This window comes from Paenibacillus sp. BK033 (genome assembly GCF_004345425.1).
Lineage (GTDB): Bacteria > Bacillota > Bacilli > Paenibacillales > Paenibacillaceae > Pristimantibacillus.
Genome location: NZ_SLVP01000002.1, coordinates 98676 through 120346 on the forward strand (window position 1 = coordinate 98676; position 21671 = coordinate 120346).

A 21671-nucleotide genomic window follows, 5' to 3' on the forward strand; every position below is an offset into this window, starting at 1 on the left:
TTATCTGATTAAAAAGAGAATGATAGCGGCGACAGCCGCGGAAAAGACGATACTTATATCCTCCCGGCTGAACTTCAGCCGGAGGCCGTGCGTTGGCTTCGCAAGCGGATGCCCGATTCCGCGGGCTTCCAGCGCATCCGACATCTGCTCGGCCAAACGCAGCAAGGAACGGATGTACGGCACCATGGCAGGCAGCAGCATCCGGAACGGTAGCGAGCCTACGGCCGTTGTGACTTTGCCCCTCGCATGCGCGATCTTGACGTAACGCTCCCATTCCCCCGCAAGCAGCGGAATAAAGCGGAAGATCAAGGTTACCGTTAGCGCCACGGACGCCACGGGGACTTTGAAGCGGCTCAGCCAGCCAAACGTCTGCTCCAGGCTGCGCTGGACCCGCAGCGGCGTCACGAGTCCCATAAGCGGCAAGCCCAGCATCATCACGAGCAGCAAACCGCTGAAGCGCTGAATCGTCTGGAGGGCCGCCTCCCATTCGAAGGCAAACGGGCTAAAATGCACGCCCGATATAATGGCGATCACCGCCGTCATGATCACGTAGGCCCGGATGGCTTTCATCCAGGGCCTTATTTGCGCCCGCAGCGGGATCAGAACCGCGAGGGAGATGACCGCGGCGACTGCCAGCCCGGCCCAGCTGCGCTGGAGCAGGACGGTCGTGGCGAGCAAGAGGTACGCGGCGATTAACGCCCGCGGATCGAACCGCGCAGCGAGCCCTTGGGTTGGAGCCGCAGCGGGCGGAGCCTGCGGCGAAGCAAGCGCTGCTGCGGGCGTATCGGCAGCAGCGCTTGCGGCAGCGGCTTGCAAGGACGGGCGTTCCGCCGTCCTTGCGCCGTGGGCGGCGCGCTGCGCCGCCAGCAGCGCCGCGAGCTCGCGCGGCGCCGGCCAAGGCGCGCCGCCTGGCGCAGCCGGCGGCGCAAAGCCGGCCGCGCGCAGCTGCGCCAGCGCGCGCTGCGCCTGCGGCGCGGCGGCCTCGTGGGCGCGGTTCTCCGCCCACGAGGCCGCCGGAGCCGCTTCGCGGACGGAGCCGCCGGCAAGCACGGCGACCTCGTCCGCAAGCGGCAGCAGCGCGTCGAGGTCGTGCGTGGCCACGACCGCTCCGCGCCCCGCCGCCCTGTGCGCGTCCAGCATCGCGCATAAGCGGCGGATGCCGTCGGCGTCCAACCCCGCCGTCGGCTCGTCGAGCAGCAGCCATTCCGGCTCGCATGCCAACAGGCAGGCCATGGCAAGCCTTCGCTGCTGCCCGCCGCTTAGCGTCCAAGGATCGCGCAACAGCAGCTCCCTTGGCAGTCCCGCCTGCTCCATTGCTTTTTCGATTCTGCTAGCCTTCTCTTCGGCATTCAGCCCGTAAGGCTTCAACGAATATTCGAACTCTTCCCTTGCCGTCGACGCAAACCATTGCGATTCGGATTGCTGAAGCGCAATGCCCGTCCGAAGCACAATCGACTTATTCAACCGCTGCTTTTTCCCCTCGTTCATCCATAAGTTTTCATTTCCCTGACCGATTTTCCCGCCGGCTAATCGGCGCAAACCCGCCATCGTCTCGAGCAGCGTTGATTTGCCCGAGCCATTATGTCCGACAAGCAGCGTAATAGCTCCTTTTCGGAAGGTCAGGTTAATCTCGCTTAACAGCAGCTTGTCCGGCTCATGGGCCGCGGCAACCGATACCTGCTTCAGCTTCCAATCTTCTGTCATACCGTTGTCACCGCCTTAACAAGCATTTCTGACGTCATAGGCAGCGGCTGCAGCTTTAGTCCAAGCTTCTCGAGCTCCCAAGCCGTCCGAATGACGTAAGGAGCTGAAAAGCCCAGCTCCTCGCATGGACTGCTTCCCTCGGCAGAGCAACGTTCGAACAGCTTCTCTGCGGTTCCATCGAACCGGAGCTCTCCTTGCTCCAGCGCCAGGACGCGGTCGCCGGCAGCAAGCTCCTCCAGCTTCTGCGTTATCCAGATGACCGTTACTCCGCCGCTGTTCAGCTCTCTAACCTTAGCCATTACACTTATGCAGGCTTCGGGATCCAGCATAGCCGTAACTTCATCCAGAATAAGCATCGGCGTTTGCACGGCGAGACAGCCCGCTATAGCCGTCAGCTGCTTCTGACCGCCGGACAAGGTTTCTACCGGTTGATGCATGCGCGAATGCAGACCGGTCTGACGAAGGGCAGCCTCTGAGAGCCCCGCAATCCTGCTGCCGTCGACGCCATGCTGCTCGAGCATCATCACGATATCCTCCCAAGGTGTTGAACCCACCATGGACGCATCCGGCTGCTGCAGCACCATTGGAACCTGACCCGTTATGAACCGGGCTTGATCCTTCTCAACCCCGCCTACAATCCGAAAAGCGCCGAAACCGGCGATTAGCCTCGCCAGCGTGCTTTTCCCGCTTCCGTTCCTACCGATCAGGTTAATCCATTCCCCTTCTGCAATCGTCGCCGACACGTTGCGCAGCAGGAAAGGCTGGGCCTTCATTTGCTCCCCGTAAGCAAGAGGCTGAACTGACACATTGGTCAGCTCTGCCAAATTTTTTTCCGAAAACATTTCTTCTACCTCTTCCCCAAATGAAAAAGCTGTGCTAAAATCCGATTTGTTAACCTTAATAAAATATAAATGGTTAACAATTAAATTGCAATCACCAAAGGAGTCGATCTACCATGCGCACCGGCAGTAATATTCGAGGCACCGTATTTATCGCCTTATTCGCAGCTCTCTTCATCGTAATGAGCGCCATTCAGATCAAAGTGGGTTCTTATGTGCCTATTACCCTTCAGACGCTTGCAGTCACGTTAGCGGGAGCGATTCTGGGCCCTCGCAAAAGCTTTATCTCGCTTTGGATCGTAATTGCCCTAACCGCGACAGGCCTTCCTCTATTAAGCGGCAGAGGCGGTCTTGAGACGCTGACCGGAGCAACCGGCGGATTTATCTTTGCCTTCCCGTTCTGCGCTCTGCTGATCGGCTTTGCGACGCAAGCTCTCTTCCGCAGCGAAGCTCTCATGCGCAACCGGATTGTTGGATTTATCGCTTTGTTTATCGTGTTCGAGCTGTTCGGCTCTTTCCTTACTTATGTGCCGGGCGTGCCCTGGCTGATGCATGTAACGGGCCTTGGCTTTGGCAAAGCCATGACGGCCGGGTGTTACCCTTACCTTCCCGGTGACGCCGTTAAATCCTTTGTTGCGGCAGTTATCGTACTGTCTCTCAAACCATACATTCTGAGAATTCAATCGTCAATCCATTCCGAACAGGAAGGCAGCCAGCTCCACACTACCATTTAATAAAATAGTACATGCAAAAGCGGCTGCGCCAGGACTTATCCTGCACAGCCGCTTTTTTGCGCATGCCTTTAATTAACCCCATTAAGGAATGAAAGTCCGACTTAACCGTACGATTTAAAACTGAAAAATCCCTGCATTCCGCCCAAAAAAAAGAGGCAGACCAGGTTCTCGCCCTAATCTGCCCAGCTGGCTTATATCTTTACAGAGACAATCGATAGATCGCCACAACATCTTCCTTCGTCAGCTTGCGGAAGTTGCCGCGGGTACCGCTTCCGGTTGTTTTCTCCGCCATCTCTTCCAGTCTGCTGTCGTCGATCTCGTAGTCCGCGAGGCGCGACGGAGCGCCGATCGAATTCCAGAACTCGCGCAGCTTCGCAATCCCTTCGCGGGCTACTTCAAGGTCGCTGCGGCCATCGGCATTCACCCCGAATACATTGACCGCGAACTGCTTGAAGCGTGCCACGTTTTCCTCCACCACATAGTTCATCCAATTCGGGAACAGAATGGCAAGACCGCCGCCGTGCGGAATGTCGTACACCGCAGACACCGCATGCTCCATGTCATGGTTCGCCCAGTCGCCGATAACGCCCATAGACAGCGTTCCGTTCAGAGCCATCGTGCCGCAATACAGAATCGTCTCGCGCAGCTTCACGTTTGTCAGATCGTTCACGAGGCCTGGAGCTGTCGCAATTACGGTGCGCAGAATCGTTTCGCAGAAGCCGTCCTGCACCGGTGTATTCGCGTCATGATGGAAATACTGCTCCAGTACGTGAGCCATCATATCCACCATGCCATAGACCGTATGGTCTTTTGGCGCGCTGGCCGTAAATACCGGATCCAGAATGGAGAACGTTGGATAAGCCAAAACGTTGCCCCAGCCATGCTTCTCCAGCGTCTCTTGATTGGTAATAACCGAACCGGAGTTCATTTCGGAGCCCGTTGCCGCAAGCGTGAGCACGGTGCCAAGCGGAAGCGCTGCTTCGGGCTTCGCCTTGCGCGTTACGACGTCCCAGAAGCTGCCCTCGTATTTCGCGGAGATAATAATGGCTTTCGCGCAGTCAATGGTACTGCCGCCGCCAACGGCCAGCACCCAGTCAATCGACTCGGAGCGGCACAGCTCGGCTCCGCGGTGCACCGTCGACAGACGCGGATTAGGTTCAACGCCGCTTAACTCGGTAACCGTACAACCCGCTTCATCCAGCTTGGCGAGTACTTGCTCGTAAAGACCGTTTCGCTTAATGCTTCCGCCGCCATAGACAAGCAGCACGCGTTTTCCCAGCTTTGCCGCTTCGACGGGGAGCTGCTTTAATTGCCCTTCACCGAAGTGCAGGCGGGTCGGATTGTAGTATGTAAATGGATACATAATCGTATTTCTCCTCTTCTAATTGGTTTTTAAGGCTTAAATGCTCCGACAGTTCATTTTGGCACAATCCCGTCTTTATTATGAGAGTCTCCGCCGAAATTATAGGGAAAAATAAAGAGAAGCGATCCGATGCAGAATCGCCTCTCTCTTTATTCTAGTCGCATTCAGCCGGCGCTTCCACCGTAGCGTCTTCGACATTGATTTTCTCGGATACCGTATCGCGTACGATCGAAATGACCAGCTGCAGCAAATAGTTGATGTCGGATTGGCTTTGCTGGAACTCCGATACGATTGGAATACCGTCCAGCTCGTCCTGCAGCACTTCCATTTCGCCTTCGATTTTTTTCACCATTTGCTCGTTTTTGAACGTTGTTTCGAAGGCAACGACTTCTTTTTGCTTCTTCTTGATAAGCGAGATCAGCGATTGGACGCGTTCATTGCCTTGAATCTGCTTCTCGGCCCGGCGGTAATGCTGGACTTCCTCGGAAGTAAAGATAAGATCAGCCAGCTCCTTCGCCTTTTGCATAATATCTTCGCGGACCAGAAGATCGCGGGTATTGAATTTCGGAACATTGCAGCCATGGTCATGGTCATGGTCATGGTCATGGTGGTGCTGCGAATTAACTGCGGTCTGTTGTTCGGACATCTATCATCTCTCCCACTAATATGAGTCGCTTTTAGGATACGTTGCTGGCGGAACTCGCCAACGGTTCTGCTCTAATATACCATGTTTTTGCTTCCGTTACACGAACTTGTATGAATTGTCCGATCCATTCTTTTGGACCTTCCAAATGCACGAGCTTATTCGTTCGCGTCCGGCCGGCCAAAATATTCGGATTATTCTTGCTCTCGCCTTCCACGAGCACTTCCACAATCTCGCCTTCCATCCGCTCATTGCTTCTGCGGCCCAGCTCGGCCATCAGCTCGTTCAGCCGCTGCAGGCGCTTCTTCTTCACTTCCATCGGCACGTTGTCTTCCATAGCGGCAGCAGGTGTGCCTTCCCGCGGCGAATAGATGAAAGTATAGGCAAAATCAAAGCCGACCTGGCGAACCAAGGTCATCGTATCCTCGAATTGTTCGTCCGTTTCGCCCGGGAAGCCTACGATAATGTCCGTTGAGAGAGAGACATTCGGAATTTCCCGCTTGATTTTCGCTGCAAGCTCAAGTATTTGCTCCCGGGAGTACTTGCGGCTCATCCGCTTGAGCACTTCCGTGCTGCCGGATTGAATCGGCAGGTGGATATGTTCGACCAGATTGCCGCCTTGCGCCAGCACCTCGACCAGATGATCGTCGAAATCCCGCGGATGGCTTGTCGTAAAGCGAACGCGAGGAATATCGATTTTGGACATGTCATGCATCAAATCGCCAAAGCGATAAGAGATGTCTTCGAAATCTTTTCCGTAGGCGTTTACATTTTGCCCTAGCAAGGTAATCTCTTTAAAGCCTTGACGTGCCAGCTCGCGCACCTCCGCAATAACATCCTCCGGCCGGCGGCTTCTCTCTTTGCCCCGCGTGTAGGGTACGATGCAATACGTGCAGAACTTGTCGCAGCCATACATGATATTCACCCATGCCCGCATGCCGTCCCGCTTCTTCGGCATATTCTCGATGATGTCGCCTTCCTTGGACCATACCTCGACTACCATTTCTTTGCTGAAGTAAGCGTTTTGCAGAAGCTGAGGCAGACGGTGAATATTATGCGTGCCAAAGATCATATCCACGAAAGCATGCTTTTGCAGAATTTTGCCCACCACCGACTCTTCCTGCGACATACAGCCGCATACGCCCAGCAGCAGCTCCGGCTTTTGCTGCTTCAAGGTTTTGAGATGCCCGAGCTCGCCGAATACTTTATCCTCGGCATTCTCGCGGATCGCGCAGGTATTCAGAAGAATGACATCCGCCTGCTGGCGGTCTTCGGTTCCGGTATACCCCATCTCCTCGAACATGCCCTTCATCACTTCCGTGTCATGCTCGTTCATTTGGCAGCCGTATGTTTGTATTAAATAGAATTTCCCTTTACCGATGGTTTGCAGCTCCTCGGGAATCGAGAAATCGTAATGAACCTCTATGTCTTCTTTACCGCGTTTCTTTTCGTCTTTATAGTTCGGAGTGGAGTTGATCTGTACGTTCCTGCCTTTAATGCGGTAGGTCGTTACCCCGTCTTCCTCACTAAGCACCTTAGCATCCGAGAAGTCAAAGTATTTGGAGTAGTCTTTAACCTTGTCGGTTTGAGCTTTCGGGTTCCCCTTAGACATGGTTGTTCACACTTCCCTCTACATGAAATATTGCGGTTTGCCCCATTGATTAAACATACCTTTGCCCAATAAAAAATTATAGCACAACTATAGCAAGGATATCCATTTCATGGCGACTATACGAAAAAGGCCGACAGCGGTACGGGACCGCTTGTCAGCCTTCTTAAACAGCCTATGACAGGCCTCTATTCGATAATTTCGGCTGTATCGCCATTTTTGATGCCTGCCGCATTCGCTTCATCGGTATCAATATGCATATCCAGCGCAAAATCCGGCGATACGCGCGCAATAACCTGCTCGAATACAACTCCGCGCTCGCCTTGGAAACGAACCTTCAGGTGCTGCTTGTCCGCAATGCCCCATTTTTCCGCGTCGCTCGTATGGAAATGAATGTGGCGGGCCGCAACGATAACGCCCTCCTCGATCGTAACCTCGCCTGCCGGTCCTTTGAGCGTGATGCCTGCGGAGCCTTGAATGTTGCCGGATTCCCTGACGGGCGGGTTAATGCCAAGGGCAAAAGCATCCGTACGCGATACTTCCAGCTGGGTAGCTTTGCGGACCGGACCCAAAATTCTTACTTTCGGGAAAGAGCCTTTCGGACCGATTACCGCAACCGTCTCGTTCGCCGCGTATTGCCCCGGCTGGGACAACGGTTTTGCTTCCGTAAGCTCGCTGCCTTCTCCAAACAATATAGCGACATGCTCCGCAGAGAGGTGAATATGTCTTGCCGATACGCCAACGGGCACCATTTTTTGTTCCATATGTTTCTACTCCTTTGTATCTATGTATGGTTACAAGCGTAAACGGCTGCGCCGTCCTTAGGAGGGCAGCATGCGTTCCGCGAATGAAATATAAGCATCGTATAGAAAAAAACTATACTTCCTTATATTTTAAAAAAAGCATACGGCAGATAAAAATGCCGTATGCCCATCATACACTTATTTAAATTCGGCAACAAGTTTATTGAACTGTTCTTCCGACAAAGAAAGATCCTTCTTCGCAAGAGCTTCCGCGCCAAAGCCGCTGATCATGTCCTCATACGATTTGCGCTGCGTGTTCTGATAGATCAGACCCGTCAGCATGCCTTCCGTTTCCATGATCTTGTTCATCGCCATAATGCGGTTCGAAGGATCGTAATCAGGGAACTGCTCCAGGTTTACGATGTTTTGTTTGAACCAGTCGTACGTGTTTATTTTGTTGAAGGTAACGCACGGGCTGAACACGTTGATCAAGGAGAAGCCCTCATGCTTGATACCCGCTTCGATCAGAGCCGTCAGCTGCTTCAAATCGCTCGAGAACGATTGGGCAACAAACGTTGCGCCGGCCGACATCGCAATTTCAAGCGGCGACAAAGTGGATTCGATCGATCCTTCCGGGGTCGACTTCGTTTTGAAGCCTTCCGCGCTGCGCGGCGATGTCTGGCCTTTGGTCAGACCGTAAATCTGGTTATCCATAACGATATACGTAATATTCAGGTTACGGCGGATAGCATGGACGGTATGGCCCATGCCGATCGCAAAGCCGTCTCCGTCGCCGCCCGATGCGATAACGGTGAGCTCCCGGTTGGCAAGCTTGACGCCTTGCGCGATTGGGAGCGCGCGGCCATGAATCCCGTGAAGGCCGTAGGCGTTGATATAGCCGGAAATACGGCCGGAGCAGCCGATACCCGAAATGACCGCGAGTTCTTCCGGTTCTAGGCCCACGTTCGCCGCCGCGCGCTGAATAGCGGCTTGGATGGAGAAGTCTCCGCAGCCCGGGCACCAGTTCGGCTTCACATTATTTCGAAACTCTTTGAATGTTGCCATGATTAGTCCAACTCCTTGCACGCTTTATAAACTTCCGATGGCAGGAACGGATTACCGTCATATTTCAACAGGTTGCGGATTTTTTCCGCGAAGCCCGCATGCATCTTGATCTGGCCGGCAAGCTGTGCGGTCGCGTTGTTCTCGATAACGACCACTTTCTTCGCCTGCTGCAGATGAGGAATGAGCTGCTCCGCCGGGAACGGATGAATTTGACGGATCGTAATATGATTCGAAGTAATGCCGTCGTTTGCCAGCCATCCGCGGGCCTGATCAATCGTTCCGCCCGTAGAACCCATGCCGATAACGAGAAGATCCGGCGTTTCGTTTGGCGCATCGATGCGGAGACCTTCGCGAATTTGCAAGCCGTTCAGCTTGTTGAGACGTTTATCCATCATCTTCTGACGGTTAACCGCGCTTTCGGAGGGACGGCCCGTTTCGTCATGCTCAACGCCGGTTACGTGGTGGATGCCGTGCTTCGCGCCAGGCAGGACGCGCGGCGAAATGCCGTCTTCCGTCAATTCGTAACGCTTGAAGAGCTGCTGCGGCTCGAGCTCCGGCGCTTCCTGAACAAGCTTGCCGCGGTTGATTTGAATCGAGTTGAAATCAAACGGTTCGCAGGACTGCTTGCCGAGCGACAGCTGAAGATCCGTCATTACGATAACCGGCACCTGATATTGCTCCGCCAGATTGAAGGCTTCGATCATATCGTGGAAGCAGTCTTCGATAGAAGCCGGGGCGATAACGATCTTCGGAATCTCGCCATGCGTTCCGTAAACCATGGCGTTCAGGTCGGATTGCTCCTGCTTGGTAGGCAGACCCGTCGAAGGCCCGCCGCGCTGCGTATCCACGATAACAAGCGGAGTTTCGGTCATACCGGCAAGACCAATCGCCTCCATCATTAGAGACAGGCCAGGGCCGGCAGAAGCCGTCATCGTGCGTACGCCTGCGTAGTTGGCGCCAATCGCCATCGTAACCGCGGCGATTTCGTCCTCCGTCTGAACGACGGTGCCGCCAAGCGCCGGCAGCTTTTTAATCAGGTATTCCATAATCTCGGATGCCGGAGTAATCGGATATGCGGACATCAAGCGGCAGCCTGCAGCCAGACAGCCAAGGCCAATCGCTTCGTTGCCGATCATGAACAGCTTCTGGCGGCCGTCGGCCTCCTCCAGCTTGAATTCGTTAAGCGGTCCGCCCGCTTGCTCCAATACGAACTCGGCGCCTTGCTTAACCGCTTCGATGTTTTTCTCTACGACTGCCGCGCCCTTGCGTCCGAATTCTTCTTCTACCGCTTTATTAAATACCTCGAGAGGCAAACCGAGCAAAGCCCAGGATGCGCCCGAAGCAACCATGTTCTTCATCAGGGAAGTACCGAGTTCCTCCGCCATTGCCGTAATCGGAACGGCGAACAGACGCGCGTCGATCCCTTCCGGCACAACGGGATTAAACTTCGCATCTGCCACGATTACGCCACCGCTGCGAAGCTCTTTTGCGTTCAAATCTATGCTTTCTTGGTCGAACGCCACGAGGATGTCCAGATCATCGGAGATCGCCCGGATCGGATATGTGCTGATTCGAATTTTATTATTTGTATGTCCGCCCTTGATCCGAGACGAGAAATGACGATATCCGTATAGGTAATACCCAAGCCGGTTAAGCGCCGTGGAAAAAATACGGTCCGTACTTTCGACGCCTTCCCCTTGTTGCCCTCCGATCTTCCAAGACAATTGACTAATCAAAACGCCCATCTCCTCTTTTTGATGGCTTAAGCCGCGTACATTACTAAGGCAGTTATCCAACAATAATTTATATAATGAATGAACAGTCAAACCAAGTGTAAAGGTGCGGTTTGAAAATTGCAAGATGTAAACGTTTAATGAATGATAATGATTTTCGATTGTATATATACCATATTCAGATTTGTTTCGAGCCGCTTGTTATGCCGGGAGATTTACGCTTAAAAATGAAAGCGCATTACCCGAAAGAAACCGCTTGGTCTGCTCCTCCGAATAGTTTTTCAGCAGCGCTTCCCGCAGCCTGTACACCTCTCCGGGATGAGTCAGCCCGTTCACATATTTGTCGATTCCGTCAAAGTCGGAACCAAGCATAATATGGCGCTCCCCGCCAAGCCCGCCGACATGATCGATGTGCCTTAACACGTCATCAACCGTTGTCTTCTCCCCTTCCGCTACAAACCAAGGCACGTAAGTAATGCCGACTAGACCCTGCAGCGCAATGATCGCCTTTATCTGGTCATCCGTCAGATTGCGTGGATGATTGAGAAGCGCCTTTGCATTGGAGTGCGAGGCAATAATCGTCTTCGCAGCCAGGTCAGCCACATCCCAAAAGGCTTTTTCGGACAGGTGAGACACATCAACAAGTATGCCCAGCTTGTCGCATTCGGCGACAAAGTCTTTACCCTTGGCCGTCAGACCGCCTCCACGGGCCTCCATAACGCCGTCTGCGGCCCAGTTCGCATGGTTCCAGGTCAATCCTGCCGCACGCACGCCGAGGCGGTAAAGGAGTCTTAGAATCGGCATGCTGCCTTGCAGGCCGTCAACGCCTTCAAGCGAGAGCAAAGCGCCGATCTTGCCTGCAGCGAGGCTTTCCGCCAGATCGGATTGACTCCGGATCAGCATCATATCCGGACAAGCCAGCACCTTCTCGTAGAAATGGTCAATACATTCCAGTATGGGCTCGATAGAACCGTTCAGCTTCTCCGGTATGTATACCGCAAAGGTCTGCAGGACGGCTCCCGATTCCTTCAACCGTTCATACGTTACGTCCAGCAGACCCGGTTCACTTTCTTGAAAAGTCAGATTCGGATGCGCAAGCAGCTTGCTTAATACATCGCAATGAAAATCCGCTATGCCATAGGACACGATTCGATCACCTCTCCCTTACTCCGCCAGCATCAACAAAGCAAAAAACCTGTCTACTTCGTAAACAGGTTCAAATACCCGGTACCATCCAGCCTTGCTCGGTTAGATATTACCTAGGTTCAACAATCAGTTTAATCGCTGTTCGATCTTCTCCATCAATGACAATGTCAGTAAATGCCGGTACGCAAATCAAATCCACCCCGCTTGGAGCTACGAATCCTCGAGCAATCGCTACCGCCTTGATCGCTTGATTGAGTGCACCCGCCCCGATGGCTTGCAATTCAGCGGCGCCGCGTTCACGCAAAACTCCGGCTAGCGCACCTGCAACGGAATTTGGATTGGACTTTGCTGAAACTTTTAATACTTCCATGAAAAAGGACCTCCTCGGGAATGATGGATGGATTCCACTATTTAGATAGTATTCGAGAGAGGTTAAAAAATTCCTGCTATCACCGCAATAACTTTCATATCAATTCTGAATTGACTAAACTTTTAGAATATTCATATAACTACTGCATGAGCAGCCAGTCGTCTTCGGTAAGGCGAATTTTCTGGATTTTGGTCGCTTGCCCCGTTGCATCGTCAATCTGCACCGATACCGCATGCAAATGCCAGTCGCCTTCATCCACGACAAAGCGAGTTGGCAGCTGGGTTAAGAACTTGTGCAGGACAGCGTTGCGTTCCATACCAAGAACGCCGTCGCGAGGTCCTGTCATACCTACGTCCGTCAAGTAAGCCGTTCCGCCCGGCAGAATCCGGTCATCGTTGGTTTGCACATGCGTATGCGTACCTACCACGATTGAAGCCTGGCCAGCCAAATGCCAGCCCATCGCAATTTTCTCGGAGGTTGCTTCCGCATGGAAATCCACCAAAATGTTTTTGGTTTTTTCTTTCGCTTGCTCAATAAGCTCTTCCGCTTTCCGGAACGGGCAGTCAATCGGAGGCAGGAAGGTCCGGCCTTGCAAATTAATGATAGCAAGCTGCTTGCCGTTGGCTTTGATTAGCGCGAGACCTTGGCCCGGCGTGCCTTCCGGGAAATTGGCCGGACGGACCATTCGCGGCTCTTCGTCGATCCACTCGAAAATATCCTTGTTGTCCCAAGTATGATTGCCCATCGTAATGCCGTGAACGCCCCATTCGAAAAACTCCCGGGCAATCGCATGCGTAATGCCCCGGCCCGCTGCGGCGTTCTCGCCGTTCACGATAATAATATGCGGGTTGTACTTGCTTCTCAGTGCCGGCAGCACCTGCTTTAACGCTTTGCGTCCTACGCTTCCTACGATATCGCCAATAAATAATACGTTCACTCTGCCACTCCTTTAGTATGCAAAAAAAGTGGCTGACAAGCAGCCACTTTTCGTTCTTGAATTCTAAGGCTTAGAATTCTCCGGATTGATACGCGCTTCCCCGCCTAAGGAGGGCGATAGCCGTTTCAACTTGCCTTTTTGCATGTGATCTACTTCGCATATTCAACTGCACGGGTCTCACGAATAACCGTAACCTTAATATGTCCCGGATAATCGAGTTCACTCTCGATCTTCTTCGTAATGTCTCGTGCAAGCCGGAATGCTTCCGTATCGTCGATCTTCTCAGGCTGAACCATAACGCGTACTTCGCGTCCTGCTTGAATTGCGTAAGATTTCTCGACGCCGTCGAACGACTCCGAAATATCTTCCAGCTTCTCCAGACGTTTGATGTACGTTTCAAGCGTTTCGCGGCGTGCGCCAGGACGAGCGGCAGACAAGGCGTCTGCTGCGCCGACGAGCATCGCGATAACGGAAGTCGCCTCCACGTCGCCGTGGTGGGAAGCGATACTGTTGATCACAACAGGATGCTCCTTGTACTTCTTCGCCAGCTCTACGCCGATCTCGACGTGAGAGCCCTCAACCTCGTGGTCAAGCGCTTTGCCGATATCGTGCAAAAGACCCGCTCGCTTGGCAAGCGTAATGTCTTCGCCAAGCTCTGCAGCCATAAGCCCCGTCAGATAAGCAACCTCCATCGAGTGCTTCAATACGTTCTGACCGTAGCTTGTCCGGTACTTGAGACGTCCCAGAATTTTAATCAAATCAGGGTGCAAACCATGAACCCCAACCTCGAAAGTAGCCTGCTCACCGTATTCACGGATACGCTCGTCCACTTCCTTGCGGGACTTCTCGACCATCTCTTCGATTCGAGCCGGATGAATACGTCCATCTGCAACAAGCTTCTCAAGGGAAGTTCGGGCAATTTCGCGTCTAATCGGGTCAAAGCCTGACAGGATGACCGCTTCCGGTGTATCGTCGATAATCAGATCGATACCGGTCAATGTTTCGAGTGCACGGATATTACGGCCCTCACGCCCGATAATGCGGCCTTTCATCTCTTCGTTAGGCAAGGTAACAACGGATACCGTCGTTTCTGCAACGTGATCTGCCGCACAACGTTGGATAGCGAGCGAAATAATATCGCGTGCCTTCTTATCGGCTTCTTCTTTCGCTTGCTGCTCGATCTCCTTGATCATCTGTGCCGTTTCGTGACGCACTTCCTGCTCCACATTCGACAAAATAATCGACTTCGCATCCTCCATCGTTAAGCTGGAGATGCGCTCCAATTCACTTAACTGCTGCTTGTAAATGGATTCAATTTGTTCTTGTGTTTCATCGATCCGTTTCTCTTTGTTGGCCACTAACTCTTCTTTGCGTTCGAGCGCTTCTATCTTTTTATCCAGCGACTCCTCTTTCTGGAGCAAGCGTCTTTCTTGACGCAATGACTCGTTACGCCGCTCACGGATGTCTTTTTCAGCCTCCGTACGGAGTTTGTGGATTTCATCTTTTGCTTCGAGCACCGTTTCCTTCTTCTGGGCTTCTGCTTCCTTCTTCGCATTCTCTACGATTTGAACAGCAGCTTGCTCAGCGCTGGAAATTTTGGCCTCGGCAATCGACTTGCGAATAAAATAACCAATCCCAAAGAAAATAACGCCAACAACGAGACAGATCAACACCGTCCAAATAGGGTCCATCTTGTTCACCTCCTCGTTGCATTCACCAAGGCAAGCTTGGGATGATATTAGGTTTTTAGCCGGTTTCCATACCGATTGATTCTCTAACTTATTGACGAAAATAATCGTTTCAAATCAACTTTTGGAAGGAAAATTGATTTGATATAAAAGGAATACAATTTTATTTTATCTTTTGGCAAAATCAATTGTCAAGCAAAAGCCCTTCATCCTCATCCGCCTGCTCGAATTCCGCTTCATCTATAGCCGCTTTTGCCGCTTGTTTCACGACATCCGAAGGAAAGCCCCGACGCATTAAAAAGGCCATCAGTTTCTGCCGTTTCTCTCTGTTCTCGCCTTTGAGAGAACGCCATTTCTTCTTCGCCGCATGTACAGCCGACGCAAGCTCGTCATCCTTGTCGATCGAATCAAGCGCTTCGGAAGCCGCCTCCCTCGATACTCCCCGCTGCTGCAGCTCCTGCCTGATCCAACGGCTGCCCTTCTGACTGTAACGGATACGCTGCTTGGCGAAATGCCGCGCATACTCTCCATCATCAACAATATGCTCCGATTCTAAACGTTCAAGCGCATACGCAATTGGTTCAGGTTCAAATTCCTTGCGGAGCAAATATTGCTCGATCTGCTTGCGGGTTCTTGCTTTTATGCCGAGGTAGGCGATAGCTAACGCATAGGCGTGGTATCTTTCATCCTCATCGGCAATCTCCGCAATAGCTTCGCTGGTCAGCTCCGTCCCTTTAAATAGCCGGAATTTAATAAGAAGATCTTCATGAACAGATAACAGAGGCTCTTCAACGCCGTTCGTATAGATATGGTATCGTTTGCGGTCCTTGCGGTCCTGCTCCACCGCGGAAATCTCGATTAACATGCTTTTTACACCCCGTCTCCTTGCAAAGAAGCAGCGCCGTCCTCGAAGGGACGGCGCTGCTTCTTCCTTATTTATTAATCGTCAAGTTCCGACTCATCAAAGTCATCATCGTCATCCTGCGAGAAGTTAGCAGGCTGCGCGGAAGCGGACAAATTGCTTTGCTCGCGGATTTGTTTCTCGATAACGGCAGCTACCTCCGGATGATCCTTCAGGAATTGCTTCGCATTCTCGCGGCCTTGACCGAGACGGTCGCCATTGTAGGAGAACCAAGCACCGCTCTTCTGAACGATATCCATCTCTACGCCAATATCTACGAGGCTGCCTTCTCTCGAAATGCCTTCGCCGTACATGATGTCAACCTCCGCTTGCTTGAACGGAGGAGCTACCTTGTTCTTCACGACTTTAATCCGCGTACGGTTACCAACCATATCGTTGCCTTGCTTGATCGTTTCAATGCGACGCACTTCCAGACGCACGCTGGAATAGAACTTCAGTGCACGGCCGCCAGGCGTAGTCTCCGGGTTACCGAACATCACGCCGACTTTCTCGCGCAATTGGTTAATAAAGATGGCGATTGTCTTCGACTTGCTGATCGCGCCACCCAGTTTACGCAAAGCTTGCGACATCAGACGTGCCTGCAGACCAACATGGGAATCCCCCATATCGCCTTCAATCTCTGCTTTCGGTACAAGCGCTGCTACCGAGTCGATAACGATAATGTCAACTGCGCCGCTTCGTACAAGAGCTTCCGCGATCTCAAGCGCCTGCTCGCCCGTATCCGGCTGCGACAACAGCAGCTCATCGATATTTACGCCAAGCTTGCTCGCGTACAATGGATCAAGCGCATGCTCCGCATCGATAAATGCAGCTTGTCCGCCGATCCGCTGTACTTCCGCAATAGCGTGAAGCGCAACGGTAGTTTTACCGGAAGATTCCGGTCCATAGCATTCAATAATACGGCCTCTTGGCATACCGCCGATTCCAAGAGCAATATCTAAAGCAATTGAACCGCTTGGCACGGTCTCAACTTGCATATGTGTGGATTCCCCTAATTTCATGATGGAGCCTTTACCAAATTGCTTCTCAATTTGGCGTAAAGCCATCTCCAAAGCAGCACGACGATCCGACAAGCTACTCACATCCTTCGTTATTTATAATTGTATGATACCTTTTTTCTGCTCAAATGCCAAGCTTTTTTTCGAACATACATTCGTCTTTTTTATTTCCACGTCCTTTCCAGACGCATGGCGAAAGGGCTTTTGCCATATTGGGCAGCAAAGCGCGATTCGTCAAGAAATCTAAAAATAGACATAAAAAAACCGCAGCAAAGTAATCTTCGCCACGGTTCTTCCGCATGAAACCAATTATAGCGGAAATGGTACAAACAGGCAAGTATTTTTCGCGTTAATCCGACAAATTATTGTTCGCGAAGCTTCAACCACAATTGATACAATGCAGCCTTAACCGCGCGAATGCGGATGATGGCGCGGGTACCCGTGAAATGGCCGGTAAATACGGCCGTCGGTTTGCCCCTCTCGGCAACCGCATAATAAACCAGCCCAACCGGCTTGCCTTCCGCCTGCGACGGACCGGCCACCCCGGTCAACGACACGCCGAAATCGGAATCTCCGATCTGTCTGACGCGTTCGGCCATCAACGCCGCCGTCGACTCGCTGATGGCTCCCGGCGCGCCGTCTCCTTCCAATTGGGCCATCGGGATGCCTAGCAGCTTATGCTTCATCTCGTTCGTATAAGTAACAACGCCTCCGGAATATTCTCCGCTGCTTCCGGGAATGCCGGAAATAAGCTCCGCAAGCAAGCCTCCGCTGATGCTCTCGGCAGTCGAAAGCTTTCTTCTTGATGTCCGAAGCAGCTGCACGACCTGTTCTTCCAGCGTAATCTCGTCCTGCGCGTATAAGTACTCGCCAACCCGCTGCTTGATCGCTTCGACGGTTTGATCCAATTTGACTATTGCATCGGCCTCGTTCGCCGCTTTTGTCGATACCCGAATGGCGACCTCGCCTTCTTTCGCATAAGGCGCGATCGTAGGATCAGATTGAGCTTCAATGATATCAATCAGCTTTGCTTCAAGCGTCGATTCTCCGATCCCCGCAAACATAAGCAATCTCGAATAAAGCGGTTCCTCTGCTCCCAGAATAGACCGAAGCCATTCCGACGCCGGCCCCTCCATCATGGGCTTCATCTCGCGCGGAGGCCCGGGCAGCAGCAAATAATGCGTCCCGTCCTCGGAAAGGCCGTTGCCGACGGCGAGACCGGCTTCATTGTCAATCGGAGCGCTGCCGTCAATCATCAGCGCTTGTCTCCGGTTGCTCTCTACCATGTGGATGCCGCGCGAGCTGAACATCTGCTCGATTTTGTCCATGGACGGCTGATGGAGGGATAAACCGAGGTTCAGATAATCCGCGAGAACATCCTTGGTCAGGTCATCCTGCGTAGGTCCAAGCCCGCCGGTAAACACGAGCAGGTCTGCTCGCTGACGGGCAATCTCGATCGCTTGGCGGATCCGGTTCGGGTTATCGCCGACGACCGTCTGGAAGTAAACATCAATGCCAAGCGATGCAAGCTTTCTGGATAAGTATTGCGCGTTCGTGTTTACGATTTGACCGAGCAGCAGCTCGGTACCTACTGCGATAATTTCAGCTTTCATGCGATTTCCCCCTTCGAGTCAGCAGCATTAGGAAGCAAAAGCACCTCTCCAGGAATGGAAAGATGCTTTATTGTTGCTTATATGATCCTGATTATTGCACAGGAATCAAATGTTTGTTCTTGAAGAAATAGTCGAATCCGGAATATACCGTAATAATAACGGCAATCCAGCTTACGATATCGTCAAACGGAAAATCGATGAACGTAAACGGGAAGTTGTTGAGCAGAAGGGAAATGATCATCGTGATTTGCACGGCTGTTTTCCATTTGCCCCATTTGCTAGCGGCCATTACGCTTCCTTCCAGCAAGGCAATCTGACGCAGACCCGTTACCGCGAATTCGCGGCTAATGATAATGATGGCCATCCATGCCGCCAGCTTATCCATTTGGACAAGCGAGATCAGAACAGCAGCCACAAGCAGCTTGTCCGCCAGCGGATCGAGAAGCTTGCCCAGGTTGGTTACGATCTTGTTCTTTCTGGCGATATAGCCATCGAGACCGTCGGTGCTAGCCGCTATGATAAAGATTATAGCCGCTATAATCTGATTGTATGTAATGGAGTAATCATCGCCGAACGCAAGAGGCTTAATATCGATATTAACGAGCAGAAATACCATTATGATCGGCACTAAAATAATTCTGGCCAGCGTAATTCTATTTGCCAGGTTCATTCGTTCACACCCCCGGACCGTCTAGCCGTGTTCCTGCATTGATGCATGATTGCTTGTACTGTCATATGTATGTCCCCCGGATCGTTTCCAAAACTATCTAACCAAGTATAATACATGCCATTTCCTATGTCAAAATAACGAACGTCATAGAGCGAAAGCCCTTCTTGCCTGATTGGACGAGGCAGCGAAGGGCCGGAAAGGGCTTATTAACGGTAATTGGTGAACTGCAGCTCGACTGTCAAATCCGCTCCTCGAAGAAGAGCCATAACGGCTTGCAAATCATCGCGGCTTTTGCCGGTTACGCGGATTTGGTCGCCTTGAATCTGGCTTTTCACTTTAATCTTCGAATCCCGGATCAGAATATTGATTTTTTTGGCATTGTCCTGATCGATGCCCGATTTCAGCTTAATGCGCTGACGTACGGTGCTCGCCGAAGCCGATTCAACCTTGCCGTATTCCAGGTTTTTAATCGGAACGCCGCGCTTGACCATCTTCGATTTCAAAATATCAAGAACGCTTTCCAGCTTGAAGTCGTCATCGGAAACCACAACAAGCTCTTCTTTTTCAAGCTTAATGCTGCTTTTGCTGCCTTTGAAGTCGAAGCGTGTCTCAATCTCCCGCTCCGCTTGCTGAATCGCATTGTTAAGCTCTTGCATATCCATCTTCGAAACAATATCAAACGAACTTTCAGAACTCATCGTTTATAACTCTCCCTTTGCATCTATTTCGTTCCTTACTGATTCTCCGTACCTGCCGAATCCCCAGGCGTGGAAGAATTGTCCGGACTTTGAGTTGAAGTCCCTTCCGTTCCACCGGTACCCTCTGCCGGGTTCAGCTGGATTTTCTTGGAACCTGCGCGGTCGCCGTCGTTGATTTGCACGCCATCGACGGTAATCGAGCTCAGGTCGGCACGCCCGACATTAATGTAAAGCGGTTGATCCAGATCATAAGTGAAGGCCGAGCCGTCCGGAGCCGTCTCCGAAATAATCGCTTTGCCGGAAGAGCTTCCCGAACGCACTTCCGTCCAGCTTGGCCCGCCGGAAATTTTGATCTCTACTTTATGGAGCACGCCTGCCGGCGCGACATCGTAATGATCAACCTTGCCAACCTTGGACGAGAACGTCACGGTAGTTGGCGATTGGCTCGGAGTTGGCGTAGGCGTTGCCGATGGTGTAGTTGTTCCGCCGCCGTTCGACGAATTTGGCGACTGGGTTGGCGGAGCCGGCGAAGCCTGATCGGTAATATTCGTATTGTCGATTTCGTCTGGATCATCGGCTTTCTGATTAACGAAATAAACCCACACGACAACTACGATGAGGATCAGGAAGGACCACATCATTATGTTGAAGCCGAGCTTGCTGATCCGCTCCGATGAACGGGTGCGAACCCGCTTAGGCTGTCTGGCCGGAACGGCTTCCACAATTTGATCCGTAACGGAAGCCGGAATCTCGTGCTGGTACAGCCGAAGAACTTCGTCCGCATCCAGTCCGACGGCATCGCAGTAATTTTTCACAAAAGCGCGTAAATAGAACGTTCCCGGCAGCACGCTGTGGTCGCCGCTCTCGATCGCTTCCAAGTAGCGCTTGCGTATTTTCGTAATCTCTTGAACATCATCAAGCGTTAATCCGCGCTCTTCCCTTGCTTTGCGAAGCAACGCTCCTAAATCTGACATGGTGTCTACTCCTCTCTGCTAGAATTCATTATCGGAATAATTGGCCGTAAATGATTCGTATGTAATCTCTTCGTCAGGTGTATTTCGCAGCTCGATAATCATGTCAAAATGGCTGTAATCGTATTGCGATTCCTTAATAAAGATATCCGGATGCTCAATAACCTTCGTGGAAGGCATCGCCATAATTTCCTGCAGCAGCGAGTAGTGCTTCTCGTTGGAGCGAATTGTGCTTACGATACCGTCAATGATAAAAATGTTGTTGTCATTCATTTCGTCCTCGGACAGCTGGCTGCGTACGGTTTGTCTCAGCAAAGTCGACGATACAAAGGTCCATCGCTTGTTGGAGCATACGCTCCCGGCAATAATCGACTCCGTCTTGCCTACACGCGGCATGCCACGCAAACCAATAACCTGATTGCCGTCCCGTTTAAACACTTCCCCGAGAAAATCAACCAAAATACCTAGCTCGTCCCTTGTAAAACGGAAAGTTTTGCGGTCATCCGAGTCACGTTCGATATAACGTCCGTGACGGACAGCCAATATGTCAACGATCGTAGGCGTACGAAGCTTGTTAACCGTGATGTTATCCACCTTCTGCAGCATTTTGCCGAGCAGGACGATTTTTTCTTCGTCATCCGTCTGGAGCAGCATGCCGCGCGTACGGTCCTCTACGCCGTTAATCGTCATAATGTTTACCTCAAGCATACCTAGCAGTGATGCGATATCGCCGAGAAGACCCGGCCGGTTCTTATGTATTTTGTATTCCATATAGTATTGCTGCTTTGCCATTTCACACCGTCCCTTGTTGTCACCAATCCCATTTGATTGACTCGCTTATAAAAATTTATTCTACAATTTTCGTCACATTCCTGCAACCTATTCGCAGACATTGCAGAAAAGCCTCCAAATTGGGAGGCTTTTCTGCAGATGCGAGCAATTAAGTTTGTTCGACCAGCTTTACCATAAGACCGGCTACCGTTTTGCGTTCATGCTCGTCGCCCGCATCCCATAGCTGCTTCAGTACACGCTGCTGCTCATTTTTAGGGTCAACCTTCTCGTCGAGGAAGGAACCAATCTCGTAAGCCAAATTTTTAATGGTCTCTTCAGACATCCCGTTGTTTTTGGCTTGTGCCACGCGGTCCGACAAAAACTCTTTCCAATTGTCGAAACTAGAAAGAACGTTTGACATTTTATTTCGCCTCCTGGATAAGTACATTTTGAG

21 protein-coding genes are annotated in these 21671 nt (G+C 51.9%); 1 reads left to right on the forward strand and 20 read right to left on the reverse strand.

What is annotated here, in order from left to right:
- Together EV294_RS07625 and EV294_RS07630 are read right to left on the reverse strand one after the other, a co-directional pair.
- Positions 1 to 1704 carry an ATP-binding cassette domain-containing protein gene (locus EV294_RS07625; protein WP_132305504.1) on the reverse strand — a complete coding sequence of 568 codons (1704 nt, stop codon included), beginning with the start codon at positions 1702 to 1704 and terminating at the stop codon, positions 1 to 3.
- Positions 1701 to 2546 carry an ATP-binding cassette domain-containing protein gene (locus tag EV294_RS07630; protein WP_132305506.1) on the reverse strand — a complete coding sequence of 282 codons (846 nt, stop codon included), beginning with the start codon at positions 2544 to 2546 and terminating at the stop codon, positions 1701 to 1703. Before EV294_RS07630 ends, EV294_RS07625 begins: the two co-directional genes overlap by 4 nt.
- Positions 2547 to 2659: 113 nt before the next feature.
- On the opposite strand from EV294_RS07630, the gene EV294_RS07635 reads away from it, so the two are divergent.
- Positions 2660 to 3277, forward strand: a complete 618-nt coding sequence (locus EV294_RS07635; RefSeq protein ID WP_132305508.1) for a biotin transporter BioY — start codon at positions 2660 to 2662, stop codon at positions 3275 to 3277.
- Between the two features lie 199 nt (positions 3278 to 3476).
- Here EV294_RS07635 and EV294_RS07640 read toward each other — a convergent pair whose 3' ends face one another.
- From EV294_RS07640 to EV294_RS07725, 18 genes are all read right to left on the reverse strand, one after another.
- Positions 3477 to 4640, reverse strand: coding sequence for an iron-containing alcohol dehydrogenase (locus EV294_RS07640; protein WP_132305510.1), 1164 nt, complete (start codon positions 4638 to 4640; stop codon positions 3477 to 3479).
- A gap of 154 nt (positions 4641 to 4794) precedes the next feature.
- Positions 4795 to 5286 (reverse strand): YlbF/YmcA family competence regulator, encoded by a 492-nt coding sequence (locus tag EV294_RS07645; protein WP_132305512.1) that lies wholly within the window; start codon positions 5284 to 5286, stop codon positions 4795 to 4797.
- Positions 5287 to 5317: 31 nt separating this feature from the next.
- Positions 5318 to 6895 carry a tRNA (N6-isopentenyl adenosine(37)-C2)-methylthiotransferase MiaB gene (gene miaB / locus EV294_RS07650; protein WP_132305514.1) on the reverse strand — a complete coding sequence of 526 codons (1578 nt, stop codon included), beginning with the start codon at positions 6893 to 6895 and terminating at the stop codon, positions 5318 to 5320.
- A 185-nt stretch (positions 6896 to 7080) separates the two neighbouring features.
- Positions 7081 to 7656 (reverse strand): phosphate propanoyltransferase, encoded by a 576-nt coding sequence (gene pduL / locus EV294_RS07655; protein WP_132305516.1) that lies wholly within the window; start codon positions 7654 to 7656, stop codon positions 7081 to 7083.
- Between the two features lie 177 nt (positions 7657 to 7833).
- A complete protein-coding gene (locus EV294_RS07660; protein WP_132305518.1) occupies positions 7834 to 8700 on the reverse strand; it encodes a 2-oxoacid:ferredoxin oxidoreductase subunit beta in 867 nt (288 codons plus the stop codon).
- 2 nt (positions 8701 to 8702) lie between these two features.
- Positions 8703 to 10436, reverse strand: a complete 1734-nt coding sequence (locus tag EV294_RS07665; RefSeq protein WP_132305520.1) for a 2-oxoacid:acceptor oxidoreductase subunit alpha — start codon at positions 10434 to 10436, stop codon at positions 8703 to 8705.
- A 198-nt stretch (positions 10437 to 10634) separates the two neighbouring features.
- The gene (locus EV294_RS07670) at positions 10635 to 11579 is read right to left on the reverse strand and encodes a dipeptidase (protein WP_132305522.1); all 945 of its coding nucleotides are present in this window, start codon (positions 11577 to 11579) and stop codon (positions 10635 to 10637) included.
- A gap of 109 nt (positions 11580 to 11688) precedes the next feature.
- Entirely contained in the window at positions 11689 to 11949 is a 261-nt protein-coding gene (locus EV294_RS07675; protein ID WP_005550495.1) for a stage V sporulation protein S, read from the reverse strand.
- A gap of 139 nt (positions 11950 to 12088) precedes the next feature.
- A complete protein-coding gene (locus EV294_RS07680; RefSeq protein WP_132305524.1) occupies positions 12089 to 12886 on the reverse strand; it encodes a TIGR00282 family metallophosphoesterase in 798 nt (265 codons plus the stop codon).
- 149 nt (positions 12887 to 13035) lie between these two features.
- Positions 13036 to 14577 (reverse strand): ribonuclease Y, encoded by a 1542-nt coding sequence (gene rny / locus EV294_RS07685; RefSeq protein WP_132305526.1) that lies wholly within the window; start codon positions 14575 to 14577, stop codon positions 13036 to 13038.
- A 181-nt stretch (positions 14578 to 14758) separates the two neighbouring features.
- On the reverse strand, positions 14759 to 15439 hold the full coding sequence (locus EV294_RS07690; protein WP_132305528.1) for a RecX family transcriptional regulator: 681 nt from the start codon (positions 15437 to 15439) through the stop codon (positions 14759 to 14761).
- Between the two features lie 74 nt (positions 15440 to 15513).
- Complete coding sequence (gene recA, locus EV294_RS07695; protein ID WP_132305530.1) at positions 15514 to 16569, reverse strand: recombinase RecA; 1056 nt, start codon at positions 16567 to 16569, stop codon at positions 15514 to 15516.
- 287 nt (positions 16570 to 16856) lie between these two features.
- Complete coding sequence (locus tag EV294_RS07700; protein WP_132305532.1) at positions 16857 to 18107, reverse strand: competence/damage-inducible protein A; 1251 nt, start codon at positions 18105 to 18107, stop codon at positions 16857 to 16859.
- 91 nt (positions 18108 to 18198) lie between these two features.
- Entirely contained in the window at positions 18199 to 18777 is a 579-nt protein-coding gene (pgsA, locus tag EV294_RS07705; RefSeq protein ID WP_127495768.1) for a CDP-diacylglycerol--glycerol-3-phosphate 3-phosphatidyltransferase, read from the reverse strand.
- A 206-nt stretch (positions 18778 to 18983) separates the two neighbouring features.
- On the reverse strand, positions 18984 to 19475 hold the full coding sequence (locus tag EV294_RS07710) for a YajQ family cyclic di-GMP-binding protein (RefSeq protein ID WP_132305534.1): 492 nt from the start codon (positions 19473 to 19475) through the stop codon (positions 18984 to 18986).
- A 35-nt stretch (positions 19476 to 19510) separates the two neighbouring features.
- The gene (locus EV294_RS07715) at positions 19511 to 20449 is read right to left on the reverse strand and encodes a helix-turn-helix domain-containing protein (RefSeq protein ID WP_132305536.1); all 939 of its coding nucleotides are present in this window, start codon (positions 20447 to 20449) and stop codon (positions 19511 to 19513) included.
- Between the two features lie 18 nt (positions 20450 to 20467).
- The gene (locus EV294_RS07720) at positions 20468 to 21238 is read right to left on the reverse strand and encodes a DUF3388 domain-containing protein (RefSeq protein ID WP_132305538.1); all 771 of its coding nucleotides are present in this window, start codon (positions 21236 to 21238) and stop codon (positions 20468 to 20470) included.
- Positions 21239 to 21386: 148 nt separating this feature from the next.
- Entirely contained in the window at positions 21387 to 21638 is a 252-nt protein-coding gene (locus EV294_RS07725) for a DUF3243 domain-containing protein (protein WP_132305540.1), read from the reverse strand.
- Positions 21639 to 21671: the final 33 nt, after the last annotated feature.

Coding starts and splice junctions, on each gene's coding strand:
- EV294_RS07625 (WP_132305504.1), bottom strand. CDS start 1,704: ATGACAGAAGATTGGAAGCTGAAGCAGGTATCGGTTGCCGCGGCCCAT.
- EV294_RS07630 (WP_132305506.1), bottom strand. CDS start 2,546: ATGTTTTCGGAAAAAAATTTGGCAGAGCTGACCAATGTGTCAGTTCAG.
- EV294_RS07635 (WP_132305508.1), top strand. CDS start 2,660: ATGCGCACCGGCAGTAATATTCGAGGCACCGTATTTATCGCCTTATTC.
- EV294_RS07640 (WP_132305510.1), bottom strand. CDS start 4,640: ATGTATCCATTTACATACTACAATCCGACCCGCCTGCACTTCGGTGAA.
- EV294_RS07645 (WP_132305512.1), bottom strand. CDS start 5,286: ATGTCCGAACAACAGACCGCAGTTAATTCGCAGCACCACCATGACCAT.
- miaB (WP_132305514.1), bottom strand. CDS start 6,895: ATGTCTAAGGGGAACCCGAAAGCTCAAACCGACAAGGTTAAAGACTAC.
- pduL (WP_132305516.1), bottom strand. CDS start 7,656: ATGGAACAAAAAATGGTGCCCGTTGGCGTATCGGCAAGACATATTCAC.
- EV294_RS07660 (WP_132305518.1), bottom strand. CDS start 8,700: ATGGCAACATTCAAAGAGTTTCGAAATAATGTGAAGCCGAACTGGTGC.
- EV294_RS07675 (WP_005550495.1), bottom strand. CDS start 11,949: ATGGAAGTATTAAAAGTTTCAGCAAAGTCCAATCCAAATTCCGTTGCA.
- rny (WP_132305526.1), bottom strand. CDS start 14,577: ATGGACCCTATTTGGACGGTGTTGATCTGTCTCGTTGTTGGCGTTATT.
- EV294_RS07690 (WP_132305528.1), bottom strand. CDS start 15,439: ATGTTAATCGAGATTTCCGCGGTGGAGCAGGACCGCAAGGACCGCAAA.
- EV294_RS07700 (WP_132305532.1), bottom strand. CDS start 18,107: ATGAAAGCTGAAATTATCGCAGTAGGTACCGAGCTGCTGCTCGGTCAA.
- pgsA (WP_127495768.1), bottom strand. CDS start 18,777: ATGAACCTGGCAAATAGAATTACGCTGGCCAGAATTATTTTAGTGCCG.
- EV294_RS07710 (WP_132305534.1), bottom strand. CDS start 19,475: ATGAGTTCTGAAAGTTCGTTTGATATTGTTTCGAAGATGGATATGCAA.
- EV294_RS07715 (WP_132305536.1), bottom strand. CDS start 20,449: ATGTCAGATTTAGGAGCGTTGCTTCGCAAAGCAAGGGAAGAGCGCGGA.
- EV294_RS07720 (WP_132305538.1), bottom strand. CDS start 21,238: ATGGCAAAGCAGCAATACTATATGGAATACAAAATACATAAGAACCGG.
- EV294_RS07725 (WP_132305540.1), bottom strand. CDS start 21,638: ATGTCAAACGTTCTTTCTAGTTTCGACAATTGGAAAGAGTTTTTGTCG.